Source organism: Rhodococcus sp. P4_F3_2, from assembly GCF_056401335.1.
This window is the reverse complement of the sequence record NZ_JBFUJN010000022.1, coordinates 85,633-97,276: the sequence shown is the minus strand read 5'-3', so window position 1 is coordinate 97,276 and position 11,644 is coordinate 85,633. Positions and strand designations below refer to the sequence as shown.

The 11,644-nt window shown below is 61.8% G+C and carries 11 protein-coding genes, 1 pseudogene and 1 riboswitch; of the genes and pseudogenes, 9 read left to right on the top strand and 3 right to left on the bottom strand.

Annotated elements, in window-relative coordinates; translation table 11 throughout:
* Positions 1–41: 41 nt before the first annotated feature.
* Positions 42–137: riboswitch (TPP riboswitch) on the top strand.
* From AC1DWA_RS22565 to AC1DWA_RS22535, 7 genes and pseudogenes are all read left to right on the top strand, one after another.
* Complete coding sequence (locus tag AC1DWA_RS22565; RefSeq protein ID WP_020908359.1) at positions 125–868, top strand: TenA family protein; 744 nt, start codon at positions 125–127, stop codon at positions 866–868. It overlaps the preceding riboswitch by 13 nt.
* A complete protein-coding gene (locus AC1DWA_RS22560; protein WP_019749243.1) occupies positions 868–1,896 on the top strand; it encodes an ABC transporter substrate-binding protein in 1,029 nt (342 codons plus the stop codon). Before AC1DWA_RS22565 ends, AC1DWA_RS22560 begins: the two co-directional genes overlap by 1 nt.
* Positions 1,874–2,677: an ABC transporter permease gene (locus AC1DWA_RS22555; protein WP_041815060.1), complete on the top strand. Its 804-nt coding sequence runs from the start codon at positions 1,874–1,876 to the stop codon at positions 2,675–2,677. The genes AC1DWA_RS22560 and AC1DWA_RS22555 overlap by 23 nt, the downstream gene beginning before the upstream one ends.
* 8 nt (positions 2,678–2,685) lie before the next feature.
* Positions 2,686–3,480 (top strand): ABC transporter ATP-binding protein, encoded by a 795-nt coding sequence (locus tag AC1DWA_RS22550; protein ID WP_041816070.1) that lies wholly within the window; start codon positions 2,686–2,688, stop codon positions 3,478–3,480.
* A gap of 306 nt (positions 3,481–3,786) precedes the next feature.
* A pseudogene (locus tag AC1DWA_RS22545) lies at positions 3,787–4,293 on the top strand (LysM peptidoglycan-binding domain-containing protein); the annotation flags it as partial.
* Positions 4,294–4,445: 152 nt separating this feature from the next.
* Positions 4,446–4,925, top strand: coding sequence for a hypothetical protein (locus tag AC1DWA_RS22540; RefSeq protein WP_069147281.1), 480 nt, complete (start codon positions 4,446–4,448; stop codon positions 4,923–4,925).
* 212 nt (positions 4,926–5,137) lie between these two features.
* Positions 5,138–6,484, top strand: a complete 1,347-nt coding sequence (locus tag AC1DWA_RS22535) for a T3SS (YopN, CesT) and YbjN peptide-binding chaperone 1 (protein ID WP_477846140.1) — start codon at positions 5,138–5,140, stop codon at positions 6,482–6,484.
* 20 nt (positions 6,485–6,504) lie between these two features.
* Here the strand turns inward: AC1DWA_RS22535 and AC1DWA_RS22530 are convergent, their stop codons facing one another.
* The 3 genes from AC1DWA_RS22530 to AC1DWA_RS22520 all read right to left on the bottom strand — a co-directional run bounded on the left by AC1DWA_RS22530 (position 6,505) and on the right by AC1DWA_RS22520 (position 10,349).
* On the bottom strand, positions 6,505–7,872 hold the full coding sequence (locus tag AC1DWA_RS22530) for an acetamidase/formamidase family protein (RefSeq protein WP_182262221.1): 1,368 nt from the start codon (positions 7,870–7,872) through the stop codon (positions 6,505–6,507).
* Positions 7,873–7,985: 113 nt separating this feature from the next.
* Entirely contained in the window at positions 7,986–9,104 is a 1,119-nt protein-coding gene (locus tag AC1DWA_RS22525; RefSeq protein ID WP_477846139.1) for a methyltransferase, read from the bottom strand.
* Between the two features lie 129 nt (positions 9,105–9,233).
* Positions 9,234–10,349: a Glu/Leu/Phe/Val family dehydrogenase gene (locus AC1DWA_RS22520; protein ID WP_060938982.1), complete on the bottom strand. Its 1,116-nt coding sequence runs from the start codon at positions 10,347–10,349 to the stop codon at positions 9,234–9,236.
* Between the two features lie 219 nt (positions 10,350–10,568).
* On the opposite strand from AC1DWA_RS22520, the gene AC1DWA_RS22515 reads away from it, so the two are divergent.
* Positions 10,569–11,081: an Lrp/AsnC family transcriptional regulator gene (locus AC1DWA_RS22515; RefSeq protein ID WP_003941343.1), complete on the top strand. Its 513-nt coding sequence runs from the start codon at positions 10,569–10,571 to the stop codon at positions 11,079–11,081.
* Positions 11,082–11,127: 46 nt separating this feature from the next.
* Positions 11,128–11,589, top strand: coding sequence for a 6,7-dimethyl-8-ribityllumazine synthase (locus AC1DWA_RS22510; RefSeq protein ID WP_003941401.1), 462 nt, complete (start codon positions 11,128–11,130; stop codon positions 11,587–11,589).
* Positions 11,590–11,644 lie beyond the last annotated feature (55 nt).

Sequence of the window (11,644 nt, the reverse complement as noted above, 5' to 3'; positions counted from 1 at the left end):
GTAGCCGCCGACGAAGCAGAGGCTCGGTGTTAAGGTCGCCTAGTTCTGACACGGGGTGCTCCGCATGGGCGGGGCTGAGAACACACCCGGGAACCTGATCAGGTAATGCTGACGAAGGGATGTCATGGCTACTACGCAGCCTGCATACAATTCTGCCGAAAACTCGGTGGCCACAGCGCCGTCGACGGATCGGTTCACCGATCGGCTCTGGGCCGAGACGAAGGTCCTCCGCGAGTCGATCGACTCACTGGAGTTCCTCAAACGCCTCGGCGACGGAACCTTGCCTCTCGACGCGTTCCGCACGTACATCGAGCAGGACAAGCTTTATCTCGAGGGGTATTCGAAAGCGTTGTCCCTGGTCGCGGCCCACGCCCCGGATCCGCAGTCGGCGGGCTTCTGGTCGAATTCCGCGTCCACGGCAGCGACAGTGGAATCTGCGCTTCACGACGGACTTCTCACCGGTGGAATTCTTCCAGCGGGATCGGGAAGGCTCGAGCATTCGCAGGCCTGCCTGGGATACGTCTCGTATCTGACGGCGACTGCGGCAACTGCGCCTTACCCGGTCTCCGCAGCGGCAGTACTCCCCTGCTTCTGGATCTACGCCGAGGTCGGCCGCGATCTTGCCGCTTCAGCGCGCGAGGTACTCGACGCCGATCCGTCGCATCCGTACGCACAGTGGGTCACGACGTACGACGCACCCGAATTCCACGAGTCGGTGGCGCAGGCCCGCGTACTGGTCAATGCTGCGGCCGAAGCAGCCACCGAGACAGAGCGTGAGGCGATGAGTGAAGCATTCCGCATCGCCAGTCGCTACGAGTTGATGTTCTGGGATTCCGCACTCCACCAGCAGCCTTGGCCGGCGTCGTGATGTCGTTTGCGGCGCTGCGCCGCACACTTGCCACGTCTGCCGCGATCGCAGCCGCATTCACAGTTCTGACCGGATGCGCCGCTGACACCGGCTCGTCCGACGGGACCATTCGGTTCGCACTCGACTGGACCCCGAACACGAACCACACCGGTTTGTACGTTGCACTCCAAGAGGGCTACTTCGAGGACGCCGGTCTGGACGTCTCGATCCTGCCGTACAACAACACCTCGCCCGACACCCTGGTCGACGCCGGCAACGCGGAGTTCGGCATCAGCACACAGAGTCAGGCCACGTTCGCCCGAGCGGCCGGCGCCGCCACGACGTCCGTCATCGCGCCACTTCAGCACCGCGCCACCGGCATCGGTGTGAAGGCGGATCGTGCGGACATCACGCGCCCGCGTGATCTCGACGGAAAGACGTACGCCGGGTTCGGCGATCCCGGCGAAGTCGAGACACTGCAGCAGATCATCCGCAACGACGGCGGGACCGGGAACTTCACGACGGTCACGCTCGGTACGTCCGCGTACGAAGCCGTGTACTCGGGCCAGGCCGATTTCACGGTCTCCTACTTTGCGTGGGAAGGCCTCGAAGCGGAGCGAAACGGAACTCCGATGCGGTACTTCCAGTACACCGATTACGGCTTCCCCGATGCGTATTCGATCGTGATCAACGGCAACCAGCAGTGGTTGAAGGACCATCCCGACGAGGCACGCAAGTTCGTCAAAGCCGTTCAACGCGGATATCAGACTGCTGCCGACAACCCGGACCAGGCCGCGCAGGATCTCATCGACGCGAACCCCGGAGCTTTCACCGACGAAGACCTCGTCCGTGACAGTCAGCGGATGCTCGCCGCCGACTACATGAAAGACGCCAACGGCGTCGTGGGCGCCCAGAATCTCGAAACCTGGTCGGGTTATTCGGGATTCCTCTTCGACAACGGATTGCTCGCCGGACCGGACGGGAAGCCGCTGACCCAGAAGCCGGACTGGTCGGAGTACTTCACCAATGAGTATCTCGACGCGTCCTGACGTGAGCGGACGGCTGGTCTCGGCCATGCGGCGGGCGCTTCCCGCGCTCGCCGTGGTGGTGCTCCTCGTAGCGGCGTGGCAGATCTACGTCGAGATCAGTGGGATTCGGCCGCAGGTACTTCCGTCTCCTGGTCGCGTTCTGTCCCAAGGGTGGGACAATCGCGAGATCATCTCCGGCCACGCCTGGTCGACATTGCAGGTCACGTTGGTCGGCTTCACTGTTTCACTGGTGTTGGCCTGGATTCTTGCTGTGGTCGTGGACTTTTCGCCGTGGTTGTCACGCGCGCTGGTACCACTTTTTGTCGTCTCGCAGACGCTGCCGATCATCGCCATCGCGCCGCTGATGATCATCTGGTTCGGCTTCGGGTTGTTGCCGAAGGTGTTGGTGATCGCGCTTGCGACGTTCTTCCCCATGACCATCGGACTCATCGAGGGATTTGCCGCGGCCGACCGTGAAGCGGGCGCTCTCCTGCGCAGTATGGGCAGCACTCGCTGGCAGGAGTTCCGATACGTCCGCCTTCCTTCGGCGATTCCGCGATTCTTCACCGCCCTGCGTATCGGTATCACCTACGCGGTCGTGGGCGCGGTGTTCTCCGAATACGTCGGCGCTACTTCCGGTTTGGGCATTTACATGAGCACCCAGAAGAACTCCTTCCGCACCGACCTGGTGTTGGCGGCCGTACTGGTGACCGCGTTGATCAGCGTCACGCTGTACTTGCTGACGTTCGCCATCGAGCGCATCGTTGCACCATGGGCGATGAACGAAAGGTCGCGGACATGACTGACCCGATGGTCGAGGATGCAATGGTCGAAATCCAGGACCTGACCAAGAGGTTCGACACGGCCGGAGAATCGCGTCTCGTACTCGATTCGGTGTCCTTCCGCGCCGACGCGGGCGAATTCGTGTCGGTGATCGGGCCGAGCGGCTGCGGCAAGAGCACGATCTTCAACGTCCTGGCCGGGCTCGAATCCCCGACCTCGGGTTCGGTCCGTGTGGGCACGCGCGCAACTGAATCCGAAGCAGCCGCCGAGGTGCACACCGCGTACATGCCGCAGAAGGATCTTCTGTTCCCTTGGCGCTCGGTACTCGACAACACGGCCCTCGGTTTGGAAGTGCAGGGAGTCGGCAAGAAGGAAGCACGCGAGCGCGCTCGTGAGTTGTTCCCCGCGTTCGGCCTGTCCGGATTCGAGGACGCCCGGCCGTCACAGCTGTCCGGCGGTATGCGCCAGCGAGCGGCGATGCTGCGCACCGTTGTTCAGGGCAAACCTGTCCTGCTGCTCGACGAGCCGTTCGGCGCACTGGACTCGTTGACCCGCACCGAGATGCAGGCTTGGCTGCAAGACGTGTGGCAGCAGTACCGGTGGACCGTGCTGATGATCACCCACGATATTCGTGAAGCGATCTATCTGTCCGACCGCGTGGTCGTTCTGTCTGCGCGTCCGGCAACGGTCAGGTGCGTAGTCGACGTTCCCTTGCCGAGACCACGCGAGCTGGACATGATCACCACGCCCGAGTTCGCCGACGTCGAGCGTGAACTGCTTGCCGTTCTCCACGACGAGACGCGCAAGTCGCTACGCCCCTAGCGGTTACTGATAATGCAGTAGTTACTGATAATGCGCTGAGAGAGTTTCGAGTTCACCTGGAGTTCAGGAGAATGCGCACCGAAACCTGACGAGGTCACGTACCATGATCCGGCACTTTCACCCAAAACGCCTTAATATCAGCAAGATCCGAACGCTCGACACGCAGTCCGTCAACGCTGCACAATTCTCCGTACTCTTCGGTAACGTACACTCGGTCGCCTACGAGACCAACGGCCAGAAGGTAACTGGACGGTAAAGCGGAATCGTGGAGGCACAGTCATCGCAACAGATTTGGAAAGGGACAGCGTGAGCACACTGCAGTCAGGTCAAAGCCTCGGAGTCGGCCAGGAACTCAAGTCCGACAACGGCGCATACACCCTCACCTTGCAGGACGACGGCAACCTGGTTCTGTCCGAGGGCGGACAGGCTGTTTGGGCCGCAGGCACCAACGGATCCGGCGCCAACCGCGCCGAGGTGCAGACTGACGGAAACTTCGTCATCTACAAGGACTCCGACGCCGTGTGGGCATCGCAGACCGCAGGCAACGACGGTGCCTCCCTCTCGGTTCAGGACGATCGCAACGTCGTTCTGTCCGCCGGTGGAAATGCTCTGTGGTCTTCGGACACTGCAATCGAGGCTCCGGCCGCCGAGGCTGCCCCGGAGCCCGCTCCGGCACCGGAGCCCGAGCCTGCACCCGCCGCTCCGGCAGCGCAGAGCTACACCGTCGAAAGCGGCGACACCCTGTGGGCAATCGCGGAGCGTTTCTACGGTGACGGCAACCAGTACCAGCGCATCGCGGATGCAAACGGCATCCCGACCCTGGGTGCCGACGTCCGCGTCGGCACCCGGGGCCTTTTGTGTTCTACGCCACACAGATTCGCGTCCCGCCCAGCAGGCCCTGATACTCCATTGCGGCATCTTTTCGCCTACAGTACTTCCGTACTGCTCCCGAAGGACAGGTGTGCATGAAAGACAGAACAGTCATGATCGGCGCTGTCGCAGTGGCCGCTCTCTCTCTGACATCAGGCCTCGTTTTCGGCGGAGCAGCCGGCGCATTCGGTTCCGGCGGCCCTGTGGTGAAGCCTCCCGCTCTGGTCTCGTCGGTTTCCGTGGAGTCCGTCGCCGGGATCGAACCGGCCGCGTTCTACAGCTCGGTTGCAGTTCCCACGGTTGTCATCCCGCCGACGCCGACCTGGCGAATCGCCGACGAGACGACTGCTCCTCGTAATCAGCCGCTGGTGGTGACCGCGACAAGCACGAGCTCCGCTACGTCCACTACGACTGCAACGAGTACGACAACACCGGTCTCGTCCACCACCGCGTCGGCTACCGCGACCTCGTCACCGACCGCGACAGCCACGACCACCAAGACCAGCACCACCCCAGTTGTCACGACCGGGTCCACGCCGCCCGTCGTCGAGGTCTCGCCCGTTCTCGCCGGATAGTCCTCGCTCTTTCGCCTGCATACCGCCTGGCGTGACGGCGGTTACAGGCACACTTCAGTCGCCGCTCTCAAATACCCGATCTACCTGCGACAACCTTCCTAGTCGTCACGGTTCGTGGCCCGCTGCAATCCGGTCGACCGGAAAAGGACAGCAGCATTGTCGGGAGCTCGCGATACCGTATAGGTCTGAGCTTTTGCGGAAGGAGGTGGCTGATGAGCGCAATGGGCTTCGATCTCGATGTCAGTGTCGACCGGGCATGGGCAGAATTTCAACGTCGCCTCGGCGATCACATTTCCATCATGGTCGACGGCGACGTGCTTGCCGTGGAATCGTCCACCGGCGACTTCGATCCAGCTGACGGCGCAGCGCCATGCGTTCAGTTCCTCGTGTGGGACGAGAACACAGTCCGCTGCGAGGTTCCTTCCAACGACTTCCTTCATCCGCGCTATCGACTCGAAGATGCCGACGAACAAAAGTTGATCGCACTCGGCTGGAATCCGCCTTCCGAGAATCTCGACGATCCGAACAACTCCCCCGCCTTCTGCGTCGACAAGGCGCAGAACTGGGCCGATCAGCTCGCAGCGATGACTGTCGCTGCGTTCCGTGATGTGTTCGGTGTGCAGCACCCGGCTTTTCTATCCAGCGATCTCACCGGCAACGAGCAGACTCCGGATTTCGATCCGTCGGTTGTCGAGTCGACAGAACTTCCGACACTCGACCCCACCGCGGCCTACATGCCCAACGACGTCGACCACCTCAAAGAGTTGGTCACTCTCGCTTTGCTTCCCATGCTCGGCACGCTTCCCGAGCGGGACAGCGACGGCGACATACCAATTCGGGTCGGTTCGACTGTCATGTTCGTCGGTCCGCTTTCCGAGTCCATGGACGTGCAGTTGTTCTCCCCACTCGTTCAGGACATCAGCAACCGCACTCGTGCAGCCGAGGTCATCGCCGATCTCAACCGCAAATGGTCGCGCATCAAGTTCGTCTTGATCGACGACCGTCTGTCGGTGTTCCTCGAGGTGGCGGGCTCACCATTCGTTCCCAAACAACTCACCGATACATGCTCAGCCTTGACGTCGTTCCTGCGTACCGTGGACGACGAGTTCGCCGCACGCGTCGGCGGAGACCTCTTCTTCGCGAACAAGACCGGTGACTCCTCCTCGCTGCAGCCCGATCTGACGGCCGAGGACCTGCCTCCCGAACTCGAGACCCTGCTGCATCTCGATCTGGACGTGGCCGAGGATCTCGACGCGGTAGCCGATGTCTGCGGGCGCGATCGCGATCTGATTCTTCAGCTCCTCCACATCAGTAACGAATGGCAGATTCAGCTCCGCAGTCAGGCGGTGGACGCCCACAGTCGCGGGGACGCCGAAGAGGCTGCAGGATACGAGGATCAGGTCGGTGGGTGGGAACTCATGGTCGACCGTCTTCGCGGGGCTTTGCGACTGGTGGTCCTGCCCAATTCTCGAACCGAGACGCCGGCAAAGCCGCAACCTGAGCAGATGGGCCTGTTTGCCGATCCCTTGCAACAGAGTCTCTTCGACGATCCGTCCTGACACGACGGATCGCCTTCCCTCTATTCGAAGTGGGATTTGAAGATCTGTCCGTGGACGCCCACGGTTCGATCGACTACCTGCGAGACCGTGAAATCCGCTGCGGCAGAAAGATAGGCGTAGGCCGTCGCTCGATCCATTCCGCGATCATGCTCGAGGAAGTCGAGCGCGTTGACCACCGCGCGCCGCATGGCGCCGTTGAGGTCACTGTTCTGCCCATCGACCGAACCGTTGGGGTCGGACAGGCCGATCGGAATCCAGGCCTCCTCGGTCTCGGCGAACGGGTATCCGAAAGCCACCGATGGAGCGTCACCGGAATCCTTCTTGCACACGCTGAGTCGGAAGGTGCCGCGCAGCGATCCTTCCATCGCCGTCAGCGCCGCCTCACCGTCGCCCATGGCCATGTGTGGGTCACCGACGTAGAAGAGGGCGCCTTCAGCGAATACCGGCAAATAGAAGGTTGATCCGACACCGAGATGCCTGATGTCGATGTTTCCGCCGCCCAGGGTCGGAGGAATGGAGTTCGACGACGGGGACGTCGGGTCGGCATCCGAGGAATAGGCAACTCCCATCATTCCCATGAAGGGTCGCAAGGGAAACCGCACCTTCGACTGTCCGAAAGGCATCACGCCCTTGCCGTCTTCGATCGCCGTGAAGGTGGAAACACCGCCGTACTTCAACGGGTCCTTTGTTGCGCGCCCGTCTGTGGCGACCGGCGGCATGACTTCGTCCAGAGTGATTCCCGCTGGAGCGGTTCCGTCTGCTGTGACGGCGAGAGCGCCCTTGCCGTGTCTGCTCGACACAACGCCGTACGGCACGCGGGGAATGGCTTCGAGAGTCTCGATCTTGAGTACGTCTCCAGGCTGGGCGCCTTCGACGAAGACCGGGCCGGTGACGACGTGCGGTCCGTCCTTGTCGAAGTTTCGTTCGGTTCGGTTGTATTCGGCCGCAACGGCAATCGCATCTTCGAGCACGTCCTTCTCGGAAACGCCTTTGCTACCGAAGTATTCGAGAGGATTGCGCCCTTGATCCTCGAGAATTCCCTCGTGCGAGAGGGCGTCGATCGTGACGGTCTGACCCGACTTCATCCGCATCACCTCGCGGGTGTGGATGTTGGGCACATAACCCCACATGACGTCCGACGGATCCGAACTCAGATAGTGATCGCCACTGACGTTTCCACTGCCCGGTTGCAGAATCGGAATGCCATCGGCGAACGGTAGTGCAGAGGAGGACGATCCAGCCGGTGACGCGTTCGAGTGCGCGCATCCCGAAGCCACACCGGCAACTCCTACGCCCGCACCGAGGGCAGCGACTGCCCTCATGAATCCGCGTCGGCCAAGACCTTTCGTCAGGTCCTCGGCTGCGTTGCGGGCAAGAGTGTTTTCCATCGAGATTCCTCCGGAGTGCGTGACGATGTGCGACTGCGAAGAAAGCTAGACCCGATTTGTTACTCGTTCATTACCATTTCATGGCAGGGAAATACCGTTGACTGAGAATGAATTCAGCGACGGCGAAGCCGCCAGAGCGAGGTCGTCTCTCGTGCCCGGGCAGCGTGAAGCGCATCGGTTCGGTCACTGACCTTTGCGTGCGTCGGTTTGACGTCCATGCGATCGACAACAGTGAGCCCACCGGCCGCAATCAGATCGTGTAGTTCGGATCGCGTTCGGAGACCGAGGTGTTCGGCAATGTCCGAGAGGATCAGCCACGCTTCTCCCCCGTCGTCCAGATGCGCTGCGACACCAGTCAGGAAGCCCTTCAGCATCGCTCCAGCAGGGTCGTAGACGGCGTATTCGATGGGCGAGGTGGCCTTGGCCGGAATCCAGGGAGGATTGCAGACCACCAACGGAGCGGAGCCTTCGGGAAAGAGGTCTGCTTCCACCACGTTCACCTGATCGCCGTAGCCAAGCCGCGACAGGTTGGTGCGCGCGCATTGCAATGCCCGGGGGTCCTGGTCGGTGGCCGTCACTGTCTTGACGCCACGCCGCGCCAGGACGGCAGCAAGAACGCCGGTACCTGTTCCGATATCGAAAGCAGATTCCGTCGACGGTAGCGGAGCAGACGCGACAAGATCGACATACTCCCCGCGGACGGGTGAGAACACTCCGAAAGCGGGATGCACTCGTGCGTCGAGAGCCTCGATGAAAACACCTTTGCGGTGCCACTCGTGAGCGCCGATCGCGCCGAGGATGTCACGCAACGAGCGAACCGAAGGCTCACCGGTAATCCCGAAGGCTTCGGTCAACGCTACTTGCGCGTCCGGGGCTCGCCGGAGTGGAATCGACAGATCTGCATCCAAGGGAATGAGCAGCATACCGAGGATCTGCGCGCGGCGTCCTTGGGTCTGCCGGTGGAGATGGAAGGCTTTGGCTGGGTCGTCGGACGCTCGGCGCGGCTTGCGGTCGATGCGCGACGCGACGGCCTTCGACAGTTGGCGAGCGTTCTGAAAATCTCCGCGCCACAACAACGCCGTGCCTTCGCATGCCAAGCGATAGGCGTCGTCGGCCTTCATCGTGTCGTCGGCGACGACGATGCGCTTGGGCACCGGGGCGTTGCTCGTCGAACCCCAACGGGCCGATTGCTCGACGTCGTTCTCGGTCCACACTGCGAATTGTTCAGTCATGTAAGCCCTTCCGGCGTCCGACGCATAGCGGCCGGTCTACCGGCTGATGTGGTCCAGATCTGCAAAATCTGCTCGTCTGGTGTCCACACTAGTCGGGACCGGCCGCGCTACATGACTGCGAGAGGGATGTCAGCCCTTGGCGACGCGAGCTGCCTCGGCGATCCGAGCCTCGGCGACCGCGTCAGCAGCCTCGCCGGCGAGGATTCCGTCGTTCTTCGACTTCGCGAAGATCTCGGTGACCGTGTCGAAGATCTTCTCGACCTTGAGCTTGACCTCTTCGGCCGAGTTGCCCTTCAGCTCGCCGGCAACCTGGATGAGGCCGCCGCCGTTGGCGACGTAGTCGGGGGTCCAGGTGATGCCGCGGTCGCGGAGGATGTTCTCGACCTCGGGCACGGTGAGCTGGTTGTTGGCAGCGCCGCAGACAACCTCGGCCTTGATCGAGCGTGCGGTCGTGTCGGTGAGGGTTGCGCCCATCGCACACGGTGCGTAGACGTCGAGATCGGCGTCGATGATGCTGTCGACGATGCTCACCTGCGGGAAGTCAGCCTTGACGCGGTCGAGTGCTCCGGCGTTGACGTCGGTCGCCAACACGGTTGCGCCGTCTGCGAGGAGAAGCTTGATGAGTTCGTAGCCGACCTTGCCTGTGCCCTCGACACCAACAGTCTTGCCTGCGAGCGACGGAGTGCCCCAATGCGACTGTGCCGCGGCGCGCATCGACTGGAATACGCCGAGGGCCGTCATCGGAGCGCTGTCGCCGGAACCGCCGACTGTAGCGTTGCGGCCGACGACGAAGTCGGTGTTACGACCGATGATGTCAAGATCGTTGGAGTTGGTTCCGACATCACCAGCGGTGATGTAGCGGCCGCCGAGGGTCTGGACGAATTTTGCGTAGGCGCCGAGCAATTCGTCGGTCTTGGCCGTTGCGGGGTCGCCGATGATGACTGCCTTGCCGCCGCCGAGGTCCACGCCGGCAACCGCAGCCTTGTAGGTCATTCCGCGCGAGAGACGCAAAACGTCTGTGACTGCGGCGGATTCGTCGGAGTACGGGTAGAAGCGCGTTCCGCCGAGCGCGGGGCCGAGCGTCGTGGAGTGGATGGCAACGATGGCCTTGAGGCCGCTCGCGGGATCCTGGAAGAAGCTCACCTGCTCGTGGGGGTAATCGCGCAGGTAGTCGGCGCGATCGAACACGCCCGCAGTGTCGTCATGGGAAACAACAGAGTTCACGGGCTCGGCGGTGAGAGTCATTGTGGGATAGACCTTTCCGAAGGATAAACGGGGTGCAGTCGAAACATTGGGAAGAAATGGGCGTTGGGTACTATTGGGGACAAATAACCCAAAGAGAATCCCGCTGAGCAATTCGTGGAACCAATGCTCTGCCTGAGCTACGATTTGGTCAATGCAAATCTCTTGAACTAGTCAATTCGATCATCCAGTGACCCATATCACTGAGGAGAGGTTCACAAAGTGCTCAGCATCGACAAGCTCGACGTCCAGTTGCTCGGACTGCTCAGCAAGGACTCAAGGATGAGTGTGGCCGAGTTGGCCAACTCGTTGGGCGTCGCCCGCAACACCGTCCAGTCGCGAATGAAGCGCATGGAATCCAACGGACTTCTCACCGGGTTTCGGCCGAATCTCAATCTCCCCGAGGTCGGTATCCCAATTCAGGCATTTGTCGGTCTGGAACTCGAGCAGGGCAAGATCAGCGCAGTCGCTCGGAGTCTGACCGAGTTGCCCGAGGTGATCGAAATTCACGCCACAACCGGTCGCGAGGATTTGCTCGTTCGCGTCGCCACCTCGACGCACGCGGCGCTGCAGAAGTTGGCCGAGCAGATCGTGTCACTTCCAGGCGTCACGCATTCGACCACGACCATCGCTCTGACCAATCCCCTTCCGTATCGAATTCAGCCTCTCCTCGAGCACCTCACCAATGACGCCGGATGGGGTCGTTCGACCGCCTTCCCCCGTCAGCAGGACTAGGACGGGTGGTCGCGTCGATGCTTCCAAGTGCGCTAGTTTCATGGTTATGAGTGAGATCCAGGGACAGCGCATCGCGTTCATTCAGGCGACGTGGCATCGCAACATCGTCGACCGTGCACGCGACGGATTCACCGACGCGATCGTCGAGCTCGGCTACCCCAAGGACACGGTTGATTTCTTCGAGGTACCGGGAGCTTTCGAGATCCCGCTGCACGCCCGGCGGTTGGCCAAGACCGGCCGCTACCAGGCGATCGTTGCCGCGGGTCTGGTCGTCGACGGCGGTATCTACCGGCATGACTTCGTGGCGACGGCTGTCATCGACGGTCTGATGCGCGTGCAGCTCGACACCGACGTTCCGGTCTTCTCGGTGGTCTTGACGCCGCATCACTTCCACGAGCACGCCGAGCACGTCGACTACTTCAGCACGCATTTCGTGAAGAAGGGCGCCGAGGCTGCTCGCGCGGTCGACGCCACCGTCAAGTCGTTGAAGGCCCTGCCCACCAGCTAGTCGTTAACCAAGTCTCGCTGAGTCGAATGCCATCGACTCAGCGAGATTTTTTGTG